Annotated in this window: 13 protein-coding genes and 1 CRISPR repeat array (1 of these 14 running past the window's edge); of the genes, 10 read left to right on the forward strand and 3 right to left on the reverse strand. The window is 54.7% G+C overall.

Translation table 11 applies throughout. The features are described 5' to 3' along the window. Window positions 1-6: 6 nt before the first annotated feature. The 7 genes from NQF64_RS08580 to NQF64_RS08610 all read left to right on the forward strand — a co-directional run bounded on the left by NQF64_RS08580 (window position 7) and on the right by NQF64_RS08610 (window position 11,299). The gene (locus NQF64_RS08580) at window positions 7-1,800 is read left to right on the forward strand and encodes a GMC family oxidoreductase (protein ID WP_266107092.1); all 1,794 of its coding nucleotides are present in this window, start codon (window positions 7-9) and stop codon (window positions 1,798-1,800) included. After that, complete coding sequence (locus NQF64_RS08585) at window positions 1,797-3,140, forward strand: c-type cytochrome (RefSeq protein ID WP_266107093.1); 1,344 nt, start codon at window positions 1,797-1,799, stop codon at window positions 3,138-3,140. The genes NQF64_RS08580 and NQF64_RS08585 overlap by 4 nt, the downstream gene beginning before the upstream one ends. 241 nt (window positions 3,141-3,381) lie before the next feature. Continuing rightward, a complete protein-coding gene (locus NQF64_RS08590; RefSeq protein WP_266107094.1) occupies window positions 3,382-6,651 on the forward strand; it encodes an efflux RND transporter permease subunit in 3,270 nt (1,089 codons plus the stop codon). 8 nt (window positions 6,652-6,659) lie between these two features. Continuing rightward, window positions 6,660-7,850 (forward strand): efflux RND transporter periplasmic adaptor subunit, encoded by a 1,191-nt coding sequence (locus tag NQF64_RS08595; RefSeq protein WP_370513462.1) that lies wholly within the window; start codon window positions 6,660-6,662, stop codon window positions 7,848-7,850. 8 nt (window positions 7,851-7,858) lie between these two features. Further along, window positions 7,859-9,526, forward strand: a complete 1,668-nt coding sequence (locus NQF64_RS08600; protein WP_266107095.1) for an efflux transporter outer membrane subunit — start codon at window positions 7,859-7,861, stop codon at window positions 9,524-9,526. Between the two features lie 126 nt (window positions 9,527-9,652). Continuing rightward, window positions 9,653-10,747, forward strand: a complete 1,095-nt coding sequence (locus NQF64_RS08605; RefSeq protein ID WP_266107096.1) for a catalase — start codon at window positions 9,653-9,655, stop codon at window positions 10,745-10,747. Between the two features lie 3 nt (window positions 10,748-10,750). Next, a complete protein-coding gene (locus NQF64_RS08610) occupies window positions 10,751-11,299 on the forward strand; it encodes a cytochrome b (protein WP_155579695.1) in 549 nt (182 codons plus the stop codon). A gap of 88 nt (window positions 11,300-11,387) precedes the next feature. Here NQF64_RS08610 and NQF64_RS08615 read toward each other — a convergent pair whose 3' ends face one another. The 3 genes from NQF64_RS08615 to NQF64_RS08625 all read right to left on the reverse strand — a co-directional run bounded on the left by NQF64_RS08615 (window position 11,388) and on the right by NQF64_RS08625 (window position 14,674). Then, window positions 11,388-12,779: an NAD-dependent succinate-semialdehyde dehydrogenase gene (locus tag NQF64_RS08615; RefSeq protein ID WP_266107097.1), complete on the reverse strand. Its 1,392-nt coding sequence runs from the start codon at window positions 12,777-12,779 to the stop codon at window positions 11,388-11,390. Window positions 12,780-12,805: 26 nt separating this feature from the next. After that, entirely contained in the window at window positions 12,806-13,966 is a 1,161-nt protein-coding gene (locus NQF64_RS08620) for an iron-containing alcohol dehydrogenase (protein ID WP_099027458.1), read from the reverse strand. A gap of 114 nt (window positions 13,967-14,080) precedes the next feature. After that, entirely contained in the window at window positions 14,081-14,674 is a 594-nt protein-coding gene (locus NQF64_RS08625; RefSeq protein WP_266107099.1) for a TetR/AcrR family transcriptional regulator, read from the reverse strand. 112 nt (window positions 14,675-14,786) lie between these two features. Here NQF64_RS08625 and NQF64_RS08630 point away from each other — a divergent pair, with 112 nt between their 5' ends. The 3 genes from NQF64_RS08630 to NQF64_RS08640 all read left to right on the forward strand — a co-directional run bounded on the left by NQF64_RS08630 (window position 14,787) and on the right by NQF64_RS08640 (window position 17,904). After that, window positions 14,787-15,518, forward strand: coding sequence for a helix-turn-helix transcriptional regulator (locus tag NQF64_RS08630; RefSeq protein WP_266107101.1), 732 nt, complete (start codon window positions 14,787-14,789; stop codon window positions 15,516-15,518). Between the two features lie 88 nt (window positions 15,519-15,606). After that, window positions 15,607-16,509 (forward strand): dihydrodipicolinate synthase family protein, encoded by a 903-nt coding sequence (locus tag NQF64_RS08635; RefSeq protein WP_266107102.1) that lies wholly within the window; start codon window positions 15,607-15,609, stop codon window positions 16,507-16,509. 72 nt (window positions 16,510-16,581) lie between these two features. Further along, a complete protein-coding gene (locus NQF64_RS08640) occupies window positions 16,582-17,904 on the forward strand; it encodes an alpha/beta hydrolase (RefSeq protein ID WP_266107103.1) in 1,323 nt (440 codons plus the stop codon). A 79-nt stretch (window positions 17,905-17,983) separates the two neighbouring features. Next, window positions 17,984-18,174: a CRISPR direct-repeat array (repeat unit 29 nt; unit sequence CGGTTCATCCCCGCGGGGGCGGGGAACAT) (it continues 327 nt past the right edge of the window).

Below are 18,174 nucleotides of genomic sequence, written 5' to 3' on the forward strand. Positions count from 1 at the left end.
CCACGCATGACAGACCACGTTACACCACCTAAAAAGCCAGATGTTCTCATCATCGGGGCTGGCTGGGCTGGCAGCATCATGGCAAAAGAGCTAACCGAGGCTGGCCTGCATGTTACCATGCTAGAGCGCGGGCATGACCATAGCACGGCCGTAGAGGGCGCGTATCCTGAATCGATTGATGAATTACGCGGGGCGATACGCAAGCGTCTCTTCCAAAAACTCGCGCGCACTTCTCTGACCATTCGCAACCATCCCACCCAAACAGCCCTTCCCTACCGCCAACTTGCCGCCTTTCTTCCCGGCGAGGGCGTAGGCGGGGCCGGGCTGCATTGGTCAGGCTGTCACTTCCGCACCACAGAGGATGAACTGCGCCTCCATAGCGTAACACAAGAGCGATATGGGCGTAACTTCATCCCAGATGGCATGTTCTTACAAGATTATGGGGTGAGCTATCAGGAGCTAGAACCCTTCTTCGATAAAGCCGAGAAAGTTTTCGGTACAGCAGGAGAGGCCTCCTCCGTACGAGGGCAAGCTACAGGCGGCGGAAATATTTTTGCGCCTGATCGTTCCGACCATTTCCCACTACCTCCACTGGCTGATACTTTCTCAGCCAGCCTGTTCCGCAAAGCCGCAACCGAGGTTGGGTTTCACCCTTACAGCATGCCTGCTGCTAATGCCTCCCAGCCTTACACCAACCCATATGGCTGCCAGATGGGGCCGTGCAATTTTTGCGGTTATTGCAGCGGTTATGATTGTTATCTCTATTCCAAAGCGTCCCCGAATGTGAACATCCTCCCCGCCCTGCGGCAGGATAAACGCTTCACCCTCATCACACAGGCGCAAGTGTTGGAAATCCTCTTAGATGATGACCGCAAGACCGCCACAGGCGTACGGTATATTGACCTCACAACACAATCCGAACAGACGATGCAGGCTGACCTCGTCATACTGAGTGCCTTCCAGCTCCATAATGTTCATCTCATGCTCACCTCAGGCATTGGCCAACCTTATGACCCAGTAACGCAAACGGGGGTGATTGGCCGTAACTTCACCTATCAAACCATTACCTCTTCCCGCGTTTGGCTGCCTAAAACGCACTTTACCAACCAATTTGTTGGCGCTGGCGGCGGGGGTGTTGCCATTGATGACATCAACCATCCCGGCCTAGACCGTGGGAAAGCGGGCTTTATTGGTGGCTCACCCATTTGGGTAAACCAAGCAGGGACAAAACCCATCAATGCCGCCCTTAGCAGTGGTGGCAAGGGCGCACCCCGCTGGGGACACGCTTATAAAACAGCCATGATTGACCAATATCGCCACTCTCTCAGTATTGATGCCCATGGCAGCAATATGGCTTATCGCGATGTGTATTTGGACCTCGACCCCACATGGCGCAACGCTTATGGCCAACCCATGTTACGCATGACCTTCACATGGAAGGAGAACGACATCCGCATGAATCAATATGCCGTCCAGCATATTGGTCAGATCGCCAAAGCCATGGGGGCCACTAAGATTGCCCTCAATAGCCTCCAACATGGCCAGAACTTTGATAGCCGCCTCTACCAAACCACGCACCTTAATGGTGGGGTTATCATGGGGGAAAACCCCAAAACCAGTGCGGTGAACCGTTATCTACAAAGTTGGGATGTCTCTAATCTCTTTGTCATTGGCTCTAGCGCATTTCCCCAAGGGTTAGGCTATAACCCCACCGGGCTGGTGGCCGCGCTGGCTTATTGGTCGGCTTACCATATCCGCCATACTTACCTCCGTAACCCCGGCCCTATGGTAACCGCATGACCCATATCTTCCGCGCTTCCTTTTATGCGGCACTTTATGCAGCATTAGGGCTGCTTGCCATTTTTTCCTCCCCCCTCACCATAGCTCGAGCAGACACCCCCATACCGCCTGCTTTGCTAGAGGAAGGCCATTATCAAGCTATCCTCGGCGATTGCGCTGCCTGCCATACAGCACCGGGCCGCCCTGATTATAGCGGGGGCTTACCCTTTGAGCTGCCCATCGGCACGATTTATTCAACCAATATTTCGCCAGATCCTGTTCATGGCATTGGCCGCTATAGCGAGGCAGAGTTTGCCCGCGCTGTCCGGCTTGGGGTGCGTAAAGATGGCTCCACACTTTATCCCGCTATGCCGTACCCCTCCTATGCGCGGCTGAGTGATGCGGATATCCACGCGCTTTATGTTTATTTTCAACATGGTGTGGCCCCTCAAGCGATAGCGCCACCAGAGAATAAAATTAAGTGGCCGCTCTCTATGCGTTGGCCACTACGCGTTTGGCGGTGGCTCTTTGCCCCTAGCATTCGCTATGCCCAGCAACGCACCAATAGCCAATTCACCGACCCAACCTTGGCACGAGGGGCCTATCTTGTCGAAGGGCCGGGCCATTGCGGGGCCTGCCATACACCACGCGGCATCGCACTGAATGAAAAGGCCCAAACAGCCCAAGATGGCCCGCTCTTTCTCTCCGGCGGTGGGGTTGTAGAACAATGGGTTGTCCCCTCCCTGCGGCAAGAAAATCGCACCGGCCTAGGCCGTTGGAGTGAACAAGATATTGTGGACTTCCTCCGCACTGGCCGCGCTCGCCCCGGTGCCAGCTTCGGGGGCATGACGCCTGTTGTCATCCACAGCACCTACGCATTTACAGATAACGACCTCCACGCGATTGCGCGCTATTTACGCACACTAAGCCCCGCCCGCCCAGAAGCCCCTTGGGTTTATGACCCAAGCACGGCAGACGCCCTACGCCGGGGTGATGTCACCCAACCTGGCGCACAAACTTATCTGGACCGCTGCGCAGCTTGCCATCGCAGCGATGGGGCTGGTTATGGCACGGTCTTTCCCCCTCTAGCAGGGAACCCTGTCGTGATGACGGATAATCCCACCTCGCTCATCCATATCATCCTCGCGGGCGAGACAATGCACCCCCTCCCTACCGCGCCCTCTGCCTTTACAATGCCCGCTTTTGGCGATGCGCTCTCTGACAAAGAGGTCGCAGAGCTTGTAAGCTTCATCCGCCATAGTTGGGGCAATCACAGCAGCAGCGTTAGTGAGGATAAAGTCCGGCGGCTTCGCCAGCAGATTGCTCACCCCACCGTACCCCCCATCTTACCGAAAAACTAAGATGAAACCGTCCTGCTATAAGTGACATTATTGTAATATAAAGTAACGCAAAGAGAGTGCTTCTTTTAAAGAGCATAAAATCAGGAAAAGCCGTCTCCTCTGGTTTTGGCTTGGATACGCTTTGTCTTACAGCGATGTCATAAAGCTGACTAAAACCGTATTTAATACGCTAACCCCTCTTTTTTGCTTAAATTACGCCTATAATTTTCTGCCTCTGCAATAACAGGAAACCACCTGCATCATGAATGCCATTGTCATCACCGCGCTCAAGCGGCCTCTGACCTTTGTGGTCTTGTCGATCTTGATTGTGATGTTTGGGGTAATGTCTGTTTTTAAAACACCAACAGACGTCTTCCCTAATATCAAAATCCCGGTCGTCTCAGCGGTATGGACCTATGGTGGGATGCTGCCAGAAGAGTTTGCTGGCCGCATCATCTATAATTACGAACTCATGGTGACCTCTACCGTAGAGGGCATCGAGCATATGGAGTCCAACTCCTATTACGGGCGCGGGATTGTCACCATCTTCTTCCAACCCGGGACGGAGATTGGCGAAGCAGAGGCAGAAGTAACCGCAATCTCTCAAACAGTCATCAAGCAGCTGCCGGTGAATATCCCAGCCCCGATGATTATGCGGCTGGATGCCTCCTCTGTCCCCGTGATTTCGCTGCAAATTACCTCCGACAAGCAAACACCATCCGACCTTTATAAATTAGCGATGATTCGCGTCCGGCCCCTTCTCGTCACGGTAGAGGGCGCGGTGGTACCGCACCCTTATGGCGGGATGGATAGTTTTGTGATGGTCACGCTGAATCAAGACCAGCTCCGCGCTCATCACCTCTCAGCGATGGATGTGCAAAATGCCATGCATAATCAAAACATCGTCCTCCCCGCTGGTGACCAAAAGATTGATGCTGTGGATTGGATGGTCCAAACCAACGCCACCCCTAAGAGCATGAAGGCTATCGGCAATATCCCCGTCAAACGCGTAGGCAATGCCGTCATTTACGTGCATGATGTAGCCGATGTGTATCGCGGCGGGCATCCACAAACCAACCTTGTGCTGGTCAAAGGCCGACAAGGCGTTGAGGTTGTCGTCATGAAAAGTGGTGAGGCTTCCACGCTAGATGTCGTGGATGGTGTGAAAAAAGCCCTCCCCCGCCTACGGGCCGTCTTACCAGATGATGTCAATGTCAGCATCCTCACAGACGCCTCCATCTTCGTGAAAGACGCGATTAAAGATGTGGTGCGGGAGATGGTCACAGCGGCCTTCCTGACCGGGATTGTGGTGCTGCTCTTCCTTGGCTCGTGGCGGTCCACCGTCATTATTGCCACCTCTATCCCGCTGGCCATTCTCTGCTCTGTCATCGGGCTAAGCTGGGCTGGTGAATCCATCAATGTCATGACCCTTGGCGGGCTGGCTCTCGCTGTTGGTATCCTCGTTGATGATGCCACCGTGATGATTGAAAATATCGATACCCATCTTGAGATGGGTAAAGAGCTTGAGCCTGCTATTATTGATGCAGCGAATCAAATTGTCACAGCGACCTTTGTTTCCACCACCTGCATCTGCATTGTGTGGCTCCCTCTCTTTGAGCTTGGAGGGGTAGCGGGGTATCTCTTCCGCCCCATGGCAGAAGCGATCATCTTTGCGATGATTGCCTCTTTTATCCTCTCCCGGACACTCGTCCCCACCATGGCGAAATATCTGCTCGCTAATCATAACCATGGCCATGATATTCCAGATAGAGAGCAGCATATTGCCGATAGCAACGCCGCTGCTATAGCCGCAGGCCACCCTGCCCAGCGTGGAGATGGGACAGATAGCCATAACCGTTCCGCCCCCCTACCAGCACGCAGCGGCTTTATGGGAGCTTGTATCCGCTTCCAACAAAGCTTTGAGGAAAAGTTCAATCTCTTTCGCGATAGCTATTACGCTCTCCTCGTCCGCTGTGTGGAGCAACGTAAGCTCTTTGTCGGGGTGTTCTTAGGGCTTTCTGTCCTCTCTTTGGGGCTTTACCTCACTGCGGGACGGGACTTCTTCCCGGAGACAAAATCCAACGCTCTACAAATGCATATGCGTGCCCCACTAGGCACACGTATTGAGGTTGCAGGGCGTATCGCTGCCCTCGTCTCTGACCGTATCGAGCGTGACCTCCCCGGCCAAGTGGAAGAAATTGTCAGTAATTGCGGCCTGCCAGAAGGGGCGCATAATCAGGCCTTTATCCCAACACCTACCATCGGCACGCAAGATTGCGACCTGACCATCGCCCTCAAAAATGAGGCCTCCCCGGTATGGGATTATCGTGCCCTACTGCGTAAAGACCTCTCCGCGCAATTCCCCGGTACGGTCTTTACCTTTCAACCAGCGGACCTGACAGCCAAAATCCTCAATTTTGGCTCCCCCGCGCCGATTGATATTCAAATTAACGGGCCAGATATTGCCGATAATTACGACTATGCGCGTAAAATCATCGCCCGTTTACGTCATATTCCCGGCACGGCGGATGTGGTCATCCAGCAAACGATGAAAACACCCACCTTGATGATTCGTGGTAACCGGACCTTCAGTATGGCCACCGGCCTCACCGAGGCCGACCTCGCCAATAACCAGCTTATGACACTCTCCGGCTCCAGCACGGTGGACCCGCAATTCTGGCTCGATCCCAGTAATGATGTCACCTTCCCGCTCAATACCTACGTCTCTCAAGACCAGCTCACCCATTTGAGCGACCTGCTGACCATCCCCGTCGATAAAGGCGATGGCAACCCAACCGGGACGGGGGACCAGTTGCTCGGCAGCATCAGCACTGTTGTGCCAACAGGCACACCGGGCGAGGTCTCACATTTTAACTCCATGCCCGAAGTTGATATTTACGTCTCGACCGAAGGGCGCGACCTTGGGGCTGTGCTGGCAGATGTTAAGCAGGTCATCGCCGATACCAAGCCCCTCCTGCCCAAAACAGCTGCAACAGACATCCACGGGGCAGCGGTGACGATGTATAGTGCTTATAGCCAACTCGTCCTCGGGCTGATGGTCTCCATCGTGCTGATTTATCTGCTCATTGTCGTGAACTTCCAATCTTGGACGGACCCTTTCATCATCATCACCGCCCTACCCGGCGCGTTAGCGGGGATTGCATGGGCCTTGTTCCTCACCGGGACACGCCTCTCCGTCCCGGCTCTGACGGGGGCCATTATGTGCATGGGGACAGCAACGGCGAACTCCATCCTCGTTGTATCCTTCGCAAGAGAGCGGATTGAGCTCCACGGCGATGCCCTACGCGCTGCAACAGAGGCCGGGCGAGAGCGTATCCGCCCCGTGCTGATGACAGCCCTTGCTATGATTGTGGGGATGATCCCCATGGCGACCTCCAACTCCACCAATGCTCCCTTAGGCCGGGCCGTTATTGGTGGGTTGATTGTCGCCACACTCTCCACGCTCCTGTTTGTCCCCTGTGTTTACGCCATCATCCATAACCGTACTGCCTCTCATAAGGAGACCATCTAATGGCCAGCATGTCTCGCAACCGTAAATTACTGCTCGGCCTGATTGCCTTAGTGCTGGGCCTTTACATTGCCTCATTATTGATAGGCCGCATCGCCCATATGGCCCATCTCCATAACGTAGCGGAGGAAAGTGCCGTCCCCAATGTCGCGGTCATTCTGCCTCATAAGGCTGATAGCAAGGTAAGCCTCACCCTCCCCGGCACGATTGACGCATGGTACCAAGCCCCCATTTATGCTCAGGTCTCTGGCTATGTGAAAATGTGGTACAAAGATTACGGGGCTGTCGTTCATCAAGGCGATGTCTTAGCCGAGATTAACGCCCCCGCTTTGGATGCTCAATACGCCCAAGCGCGTGCTGACCTCGACGCCCAACAAGCCCGCTATAATCTGGCCTCTGTCACGGCTAACCGTTGGCGGGCCATGGGCAAGTCCCAGGCTGTATCGGGCCAGTCTGTCTCTGTTGCCACAGCGGATGAAAAAGCCGCCCTCGCTACATTAGAGGCTGCCCAACGTAACCTGGACCATTTCGCCGCATTGGAGAAGTTTAAACAAATTGTCGCGCCTTTTGATGGCGTGGTAACGGAGCGTTCCATCAATGTGGGGGATTACGTCAATAGCGGTGGGGGGCAGCTTAATGCCACCGGTGGCGCGTCTGAGCTGTTCACCGTAGCAGATACGCACCGGCTACGCTTATTCGTCTCCGTACCGGAAATCTTCTCCTACATGCTAACAGACGGCCTCACAGCGCACATCCATGTCCCACAATATCCGGGCCGGACTTTTGAAGCCAAGTTCCTCACCGCCTCGCTCGGTTATGACCCTAACACACGGACAGCCGTCTCCGAGTTCACCTTGGAGAATAGCGACCATGCCCTCTGGCCAGGGACCTTCGCCTCAGTCGAGCTGAAAGCCAATAATAACGCGGCTCATTTGCTGAAAATCCCCACCGGTTCGCTCGTCTTTCAAGAAAAAGGCATGCAAGTTGCCACGGTGGATGCAAAGAGCCATGTGCATTTTAAAAATATCCGCGTTGGTAAAATGGCTGATAGCTCTACAGAGGTCCAAGCGGGGCTTAATGCTGATGACCGCATCATCAATAACCCACCGGCTGACCTGCTAGAGGGCGACCCCGTCCATATCGTCACCCCTGCGCGTGGTTATAACCAAAGCGGCTGGGAAGAATCCGGGGATGATGACTAATGCCTAGCATGACAACCACACCCTCCACCCTCGCCAGCCCTGTACAAAAAACACGCCATTGGCTGGGACGGCTTGCCCGCCATACAGCCCTTGGGAGTGGCCTGCTGGCCCTCACCGCCCTGGGCGCGTGTGACCTCGCCCCACGCTATGAGCCTCCGCATTTTGTCGTGCCTGATAGCTGGCAAGGCCAAGCCCCTTTTGCTGTCGCCCAGCCAGCTGATGCCACCTTACCTACAAACTGGTGGACCCTCTTGCATGACCCGCTCCTTGATAAGCTAGAGGACCGCGCCATTGCCGAGAATGGCGACCTCCAAGCTGCGGCGGAACGCTTCCTCCAAGCACGCTCTTTAGTCGCTAAAGCACGCGCGGGCCTTCTGCCTCATCTCAGCCTTGATGTAGGCGGGTCTGATAATAAACAATCAGCCGATAGGCTCTTTCGTAACGGGGCTACGCTAACCCAAACGCAAGAGGAATATGCAGGCCTGGCCTCATGGGAGCCAGATATTTGGTCCTCCATCCGTAACCGGGTGAGAATAAACCGGCAAGCTGCTCAACAATCGGCGGCACAATTTGCGATGGCACGCCTCAGCTTGGAGGCCGAGCTTGCAAGTGATTACATCCAGCTGCGCGGCTATGACGCACAGATTGCTATCTATCAGCAATCCATCGCCTATTATCAGCGTGCGCTTAATGTCACACGCACACAACTGAAATATAAAGCCGCCCCCCGGTTAGACCTCGCCCGTGCAGAGGCGCAGCTCTACACCACACAAGCCGCGTTATATGACATCCAAGCCGCCCGTGAGGTGACAGAACATGCGCTTGCTGTCCTGACCAATAGTGCGCCTTCTAGCTTCCATATCGACCCGGTAACGGCGTTGGACTTCCACCAACCTTCAATCCCCACCGGGGTGCCATCAGCCTTGCTGCAACGCCGGCCTGATATTGCCAGTGCAGAGCGGGAAATGGCCCAAGCAAACCGTGCTATCGGCATTGCGCGCGCCGCCTTTTACCCGCATTTCTCCCTTAATGCGGATGCAGGCTTTGAGGCCAATGGCTTCAAGCTGGCCAATCTTGCCAACTCCCTCTGGACATATGGCGCACGGATGAACATCCCCCTCTTTGATGGCGGGATTCACCGTGCTGAGCTGCAGCGCTCTTGGTCAGCTTATCGGGAAACACGGGACCAATACCGCACGACCGTCCTCTCGGCCTTCCGCGAGGTGGAAGATGGCCTCTCCCGCACCAATCGCCTTGCGTTGGAGAACCAAGCCCTCCAAAAAGCTGTTAATGCGAATATGGAGACCCAGAATATGACCATGACGCTCTACCAAGGTGGGGTCGGCACATATCTGGATGCTATCTTCAGCCAAGAAAACACCCTCCGCAGCCGCATTGCGCAAGTGGAAGTTGCTACACGGCTTTACCAAGCAGATGTTGCTTTAATCCGCAGCCTTGGCGGGGGCTGGGATGTAAAAGACCTCCCCAATATGGGTGAGACCCTCTCGGTCGGGGCCTTCCAATATGAAGGGCTGCACCACCCCAAACAGGTGGGGGATGTCCATGCCTCCGAGCATCCCGAAGCGCATGAGGACCTCACTCATGATGCCCCCGATGCTGTAGGCCGTGGCACCAATGCTCATCTCAAACCGTTGCCCATTGGGGCCATGCCGTAACGCAACACCCGCCCCATCGTGATGGTCTCACGTCATGATGGGGCATAGTCTTTTCTTCCTATTACCCCATACATCTGATAAGCCTGAGAGCACGTTCCTCATCTTTTGCGAAGGAGATGCTCTCTTATGGCGCGCTCCCCCCATTCAGCGAGTCCAGCCCGCTGGGCTGCTGTCATTCTGCCACCTTTATGCTTGGGTGGCTTGCTGGCGTGGTCGGCTGGCTTATTAACCCCGGCCTCCATCTCGCCCTCCCATTTTATGCAACGCTTCCATAATGCTGGGGCCCCTAATACAGGATTCCGCCGCGCCCATGCCAAAGGGATGTGTGTAACAGGCTGGTTTGACCCCTCACCAGAAGGCCGCGCCCTCTCCCATGCAGGAGTCTTTAAAGGGGAGCATCTCCCCGTTATCGGGCGTTTCTCACTCGCACCCCCGCTGCCTTATTTACCCGATAACCCCAACATAGCCCGCAGCTTAGCCTTGCAGATTCGCACGCCTTCAGGAGATGATTGGCGCATGGCCCTTGTTGATATGCCTTTACAATCCATGCGGGACATTGCTGATGCTTACGCCTTCTTCAAAGCCGCACGGTTAGACCCTGTAACCCATAAGCCAGACCCGGAGGCAGTTAAGGCCTATGCCGCCCAACGCCCTTGGCTAAACACCGCCTTTGAGCAAGCAAAAGCCCATCAACAACCATCCGACCTGACAAACGATACTTATAACAGCCTGGACAGCTTCATCCTGACAAATGATGCAGGTAAGAAAACAGCCGTCCGCTGGGCTGTACAGGCAAAAGAGCCTTTCCGCCCGGCTGAAGGGAGCGGTGCGAATGATGGCAATTACCTCTTTAAACGCTTAGTGCAAACGCTAGATGAACGCCCCCTAAGCTGGGATATTGTAGCCACCATTGCCCGTGAGGGCGACCCGGTGAACGACCCCAGCCAACCTTGGAATGACGCAGACCAAAAAGTTACCGTTGGCACTGTAACCTTCACCAAAGCTTATAGTGAGGATGAAAATCCCTGCGGCCCTATGGTCTTTGACCCCACCATCCTCCCAGAGGGCATCAGCGTCTCGCAAGACCCTTTACTTACCCTGCGAGCCTCGGTGTATATGAAGTCTTACGCAACACGCTCTGCTGAGCATAAAACGCCGAGCATGGTCACCCCTAACGATGTCGCCAACCCGACCCTCACATCAGACGAGAAGGGCCAGTAAGCTATGTCACTTCCGCAAAATACGGGTAAGGCTGCGCCCTTCCCTCGCCTCTCCATCATGCTTCATTGGATCATGGCCGCACTCATCCTTGTGATGCTCTTTGTCGGGCTGTTTATGGCGCATATATCGAGCATCCATTATGCGGGCCTCTTTACATTGCACCGCACGGTCGGGTTCCTCATCCTGCTACTCGTGGTCATCCGGCTTATTAACCGCTTTACCAATCGCACACCGCCCCTCCCGGCAGACCTCCCCGGCCCCATGAAGCTCGCCGCCCATCTCTCCCATATCCTGCTCTATGGCTTCATGTTCGCCTTACCGCTGGTTGGCTGGGCTATGCTCTCAGCCGGGGGCTACCCCATTACCTTATGGGGCGGTTGTCACATTCCGCCTCTTATGGGCTTTCATCCCCATCTATGGGGTGCGCTACGCTGCCTACACAGCCTGCTCGCCTATGGGCTCATCCTCCTCATCCTCGCCCATATCGGAGCGGCCCTACTACACGGCGTCATCCGCCGCGATGGTGTCATGGGCTCCATGTTGGGGCGGTAACCAATCCCAATTTGGCACAAAACACATAAAAAAGGCGGCCCTTTTACAGGACCGCCTTTTCCTTTACCCAAACGGTAAGTAGTAAGCCTCAGAAAGGAGCATCAATATCCACGATATTGATGAGCTTGTGGTTCACAAACTCCTTAATACCAAGGTCGATAAGCTCCCGGCCATAGCCGGAGCGGGCAATCCCACCGAAAGGTAGCTCGGCCTTTGTCCCGGTTGGGTGATTGATGAACACCATACCAGTACGGATTTTTGCAGCCACACGGGCACCACGGGCTTCGTCCTTTGTAAAGACAGAGCCACCAAGCCCATAAGGGGAATCATTAGCGATGCGGATAGCATCAGCCTCATCTTTTGCCCGATAAAGCTGCGTAACCGGGCCAAAGAACTCCCAATGGCGTGCCTCATTCTTCTCATCCAGCCCTGTCATAATCATTGGCTGGAAGAATGCCCCCTGATTGGGGATAGGCAGAGGAATTGTCTCAACCTGTGCCCCATGCTTTTTGGCCTCTTCCACCTGGGCACGCAAATCATCAGCCGCTTTTTGGGAAGAGAGTGGCGCATAATTGGTGCTTGGGTCTAACGGATCACCGGCCTTCAGCTCAGAGATGCCTTTTTTATACAGCTCCACAAAACGGTCATAGAGGCTATCCACCACGATGATGCGCTTAGCAGACACACAAACCTGCCCTGCATTCCAATGGCGGCCAAACACAGCCCATTTGACGGTCTTTTCTAAATCAGCATCATCCAGCACGATAAAGGCATCACTACCGCCTAATTCCATCGTGGCTTTCTTCAACGCTTTACCGGCAATCCCTGCCACGACCGAGCCAGCCCCTTCCGAGCCTGTCAGGGCCACACCGCAACTACGCGGGTCATTCAGCACCATTTCCGTATGATGACGAGCCAGATAGAGATTCTGGAACAAGCCTTTCGGTGCCCCTGCTTCCTCAAACAACTCCTGACACACCGCCGCACATTGCGGCAAATTACCAGCATGTTTGAGGATGACCGCATTCCCTGCAGAAATCTGCGGTGCTGCAATACGCACCACCTGATAATAAGGGAAGTTCCACGGCTCAATCGCCAGAACAATGCCCTGCGGCTCATACACAATCTTTGCCCGCCCAATGGCAGGGTTAGAGACCTTCAACTCCTCTGGCTTCAGAAGGTCTTCTGCATGCTCAGCATAATATTCGCAAATCTCGGCTGAGAGAATGACTTCTGCTTTGCCTTCAGCCAGTACCTTGCCCATCTCTAAAGCAGCAAGACGCGCTAATTTATCAGCATCCCGGCGCAATAAGGCTCCAAGAGCTTTTAAAACCTTCGCCCGCTCGGCAAAGCTCGTTGTCCGCCATGCCTCATAAGCCTCATACCCCCGGGCTAGTGCCGCTTGGACCTCTTGGTCCGTTGCCTCGGGGAATTGTTTGAGGACCTCATTCGTATAAGGGTTTGTTGTTGCGTAAGCCATAATATACCTCTTTCTCTTGCCCTATTTTATAGAGCGCGTTCCAACACTTTGCGGCTAATTTCTGGGGTAATTTCCTCCCCTTCCCCTAAGGCTGTCATGCCGTGGTCTTTTAGCTGCGTGATGATAGGCTCAATCCCCTCATGGCCAATCTCATAAGCTGAGAGACGAACAGGAATATCCAACCCTTTAAAGAAGGCCTCAATCTGAGCAATCGCCGCATCAATCCGCTCATCCTCAGAGCCATCCTTTAGCCCCAGAACACGCGTTGCATATTGCAGCAGCTTCGCCCGCTTCTGCTCCCGCCGCTCCTTCAACATAGCCGGCAGAACAATGGCTAGAGTACGGGCATGGTCAATGCCATATTTCGCCGTGAGCTCATGCCCGATAGCGTGCGTTGCCCAATCTTGCTTCACACCAGCCCCAATCAAACCATTAAGAGCCTGTGTTGCGACCCACATCAGATTTGCCCGCAGGTCATAATCATCAGCAGGGGCTTTTGTGATGCGCTGTGCAATATCATGCAGGCTGAGCAAAAGCCCTTCTGCGTAACGGTCCTGCACCATCGCATCTTGCGGCAAGGTCATATAAGCTTCCATCACATGGACGAACGAGTCCGCCACACCATTGGCCACCTGACGCGGCGGCAAGCTGAAGGTGCGTGTAGGGTCCAAAATGGAAAAAGTCGGGAACACATGCGGGTTAGAGAAGGCAAGCTTATCGCCTGTTTCCTTGCGGGAAATCACAGCAATATTGTTCATCTCCGAGCCCGTAGCAGGCAAGGTAACAACCGTCCCCAAAGGCAGAGCCTTTTTAACCGTCTGCCCCTGCTTTAACAGGATGTCCCACGGCTCACCTTCATAAGGTACAGCAGCCGCAACAAACTTGGTGCCATCCATAACGGAGCCACCACCAACTGCGAGGAGGAAATCCACCTTCTCTTTACGCGCAACCTCAACAGCCTTCATGAGGGTTTCGTAAGTCGGGTTGGCTTCAATCCCCCCAAACTCGCAGAAAACTCGCGACCCAAGGGCTTTGCGTACCTCTGCCAATGTGCCGGTCTTCTCTGCACTCGCCCCACCATAAAGGACAAGCACGCGCGCTTGCGGGCTAAGCTGCTCATCCAACTTGGCAATCATCCCTTTGCCAAAGAGAATCTTTGTCGGGTTATAAAACTCAAAATTATCCATAGCATCCTCGCTGATTCTGGACATACACTAAAAATAGACCGGTCATCTCGAAAATGAAAGGGAGGCATCCTTAAAAAACCCTCTCATTACAAAAAACTCATATTAATAACCCTATTAGGAGGCTAATAGCTGCCGCGTTGCCACAAACGCATCCTCAAAAGCGGTTTGTTTATGCGTGACCTTAACAAGCAAGGTCGCCCCTAACCATGTTTGATACACAACAGATGCCGCTAAACGCGCAGGTAGAGCTTTTGTGATGGTCCCATCCTGTTGGCCTTCCTCCACCATACAGGCAAGCCGCGCAATAATGGCCGTTGTCCCTTCCTCCAAAATCAACCTCATGCGCTCGGAAAGGTCGGAGACTTCTGCCGCTAATTTAACGACAAGGCATTTCTCGCTCAAACAGCCATGTTGCTGCGCGTCCACCCAGCATTGGCAATAGGCGGATAATTTCTCAAAGCCCGTCTTGCCCCGCTCGGCAATCAAAGCATCCAGCTTTTGGAGATATTGCTCATTATACAGCTCCAACAATGCCGCACCGAAATGCTCCTTCGATTCAAAATAATGATAGAAGGAACCTTTAGGAATCTGCGCCGCCTCTAAAACTTGGCTTAACCCCACAGCGGAAAATCCCCGCTGGCTTATAAGCGGGCGGGCCGATTCCAAAATACGCCGACGCGCTTGCACATGCTTCCCTGCCACTGTCATGCTTTCACCCCCTATCAAAAACAAGCCTATCTGTCCAGAATTGAAATAGACTGGTCAGTCCACATCATTCCTCTGGACGCTCCCGCGCTCCCCTCAGTATCATAGCGCTGCTATGCCTGTTTCATTCACCCCGTCATCTTCTTCATCCTCTGGGCCACTTTGGCATTATTGGCGCATACATCACCCTGATATTCGGGAGATGAGCATGGCATATGGTGCAAAACTGGCCCTCCCCTTGCATTTTCATCAAGAAGACCAACTCGCTTTCCTCCTAACGGGATGTCGTCATTTCCTATTTCCTCATCGCAGCGTCACTCTTACAGCGGGGCAGGCTTTGCTCATCCCCGCTGCTACACCGCATCTCTCACGTGATGATGACCCTGCCCGCATTGGGGACACATTATGCCTCAATCTCTATCTCACACCCCACCATTATCACGACCCAGCCGATTGCGCGGCCCTCCTCCAAAAATCTGTTGGGGAACGCCCCACTCACATCACCATTATTCCCGCACCGGCTTTACCCCTCCCTATGCAGGATGGCACCCCCCTTCATTCTATCCAAACCCTTGCGCGAGAAGCTGGAATGAGTCGGGAGGCCTATTCCCGCCGCTTTCAACGCCAATACGGCGTAACCCCGCAGGCTTTTCGGCTTCTATGCCAATTAAACGAGGCTAAAGCCCAACTCCGCACAGGGATAAACAACGTGCAAGCGGCCATGAATACGGGTTTTGCGGACCAAAGCCATATGGGCCGGCTCTTCCACCGGACCTTTGGCACCACACCGGGCCGCTATCGTCAGGACCCCACCATACCTCCACTTACCCCCGCACCGCTTTTATAAAACAAATAAGGTCACATTCCTTCTATACCGTGACACGGCCTCTCTAGCATGATGACGCACCCACTCTGTCTCATCATGAGGATAACTTATGAGCATCTCTTTCCACGGCCTGAGTGCCTTTCCCATTACCCCTATGCAACAGGACAAACCCGATGAGGCACGCTTTGCTGCCCTCATCACCCGGTTGGTGGAGGCCAAAGTGGATTCCATCGGGGCCCTCGGCTCTACGGGAAGTTATGCCTTCCTCACCCACACGGAGCGGGAAAAACTAACACGCTTGGCCGTCAGCCATGCGGGTAGCATCCCCGTCCTTGTCAGCATTGGGGCTATTCATCTACGCGATACACTCCTACTTGCTGAAGATGCCCAAAAAGCCGGGGCAAAAGCCCTTCTTCTCCCCCCTATGAGCTACTTCCCCCTACGAGATGAAGAGGTCTTTACACTTTATGAGACCGTCAACCGCCATGTCTCCGTCCCGCTCATTGTTTATGATACGCCCGGTACAACGCAGTTCCATTTCTCCGATGCGTTAATGCAGCATATTTGCGAACTTTCGCATGTCCGTTCCATTAAGCTCCCTAGCGGCTCCCCCACCGCTGAGGAAGCTGCTGCACGGATGGCACGCCTCCTCCCCACCCTGCCAGAGAGCATCACCCCCGGCATTAGTGGCGACCCAACCGCGGCCCAAGCCCTCATACATGGCGCACGCATATGGTACTCCGAATGGGGCGGCTTGTTCCCTCGTCTAGCCCGTCACCTCACCGATGCGGCCCTTGCTAAAAATGAGGCTGAAATAACCCGCATTGAGGCGATATTCGCGCCTTTCTGGGCTATGAGTGCCCGTTATAATGGTTCACTACGCGTTATCGCCTCTGCTGCGGAGATTATGAATCTAGCAGGGCCGGGCGCGCTCCCACGCCCATTGCAAGGTATCTCGCAAGACGATTACGGCCAGCTCGCTGCCCTCATCCACACACATCAACCCGCGTAAACTTCACCCACAGGCCCCGGCATAACGAACGGGGCCTGTATGTTTTGACCCAATTTATGATAGCGTGGGGCTATGTTCATCCGCTCACACGCCCCCATCTCTCTGTTAGCTCTCACTGTAAGAGCCGTGCTGGCTTTGGCCATCTTATGCCCTGCACTTGCTATCGCAGGCCCTTGTATGCCGCTAGACGCCCTCCACCCCCCGCACGCTAATACGACAGACCCCACCCAACCTTTCTATATCGATACATCCGGCTTAAGCGGCAGCGGTGTTATGCCCATCCATGACCCGCATAACCCACTTTATCCCCCTGCGACCGACCTCCCCGATGCCACACTCCCACCCCTCACCCAAAACGGTAATTACATCCTAGGCCCTACCCACACACTCCCCGCAGAGTGGAACAACACCCAACCCGCACAAGGCCGCTTGATTCACTTCACACTCTCATCCTCTCCTCAAAGCGGTTATAACCCCGGCATCGCCCGTGATGAGGCAGAGCCCTGCGCAACGGGGATGCGCAATATGTCCACCAGCCACGCAGGCGACCCCTCACGCCTAGACGTCCCCGGTGCCCATCCCGCCCCTTGGCACCGTAGCGTTGATATTTACATCCCGCCCTATACACCAACAGACCATCCTCTCCCTTTTCTCATATTTGGTGATGCGGGCGATGACGGTATTTATCCGGGGCATGACCTATTCGCTTTGGTTGATGCCCTCATCAAAGCGCATCGCATCCCCCCGATGGTCATCATTGGTGTTGGTTCCGGCGGGGGTGATGCCCAAGGCAGCGAACGCGGGCGCGAATATGATACGATGTCCGGCGATTATGCCGATTGGGTCGAGGCCCATATCCTCCCTCTTGTAGAGGCAAAGGCTCACCTCCATCTCTCCCATAACCCTGATGACCGTGCGACCATGGGCTTTAGCTCCAGCGGGGCCGCAGCCTTTGCCATGGCATGGTTTCGCCCCACGCTGTACCATCGGGTCCTGGCCTATTCTCCCTCTTTAGTGAATCAACAATGGCCGTATAACCCCGCTCTACCCGGTGGGGGCTGGCAGCTCCATTCCCCATGGGCAGGCACGCCGCAGGCTATACCACCCCACCCCGGCGCGGCCCTCATCCCAGCAAGCCCACGCCTGCCTTTACGCATTTGGTACGAGATGGGCGACCAAGACCTCTTTTACCCCGTGCACCCTATGCCTGATGGGATGCATGATTGGGTCCTCGCTGGCGAAAATCTCGCCCGTGTCCTTGCGGCAAAAGGCTATGCGTATCAATTTATCATCTCACGCAACGCCCAGCATGTCGATGGCCCCACAATAGACCAAACCCTCCCAGAAGCCCTAGAATGGCTTTGGCGGCCAAATCCCACACCCCGTCACAACTGACGATGAAGCAACGACCCTAGGTAAGTATCCCCGCAAGGCGGGAATATGTGAGAAGCTGAATAATTGCGCGAAAGCGGCTCGGTTCATCCCCGCAGGGGCGGGGAACATTGACGATCTTGCCGCCGGACTGTGTGTTTCGGACGGTTCATCCCCGCGGGGGCGGGGAACATTCCTCTTGGAATGGGCTGTGGCTGCCCATCAGCGGTTCATCCCCGCGGGGGCGGGGAACATCAAGATTGTTTGTGGGAACCGGCCATGAGTTTCGGTTCA

It is taken from the genome of Bombella saccharophila, from assembly GCF_026385475.1.
Classification (GTDB): domain Bacteria; phylum Pseudomonadota; class Alphaproteobacteria; order Acetobacterales; family Acetobacteraceae; genus Bombella; species Bombella saccharophila.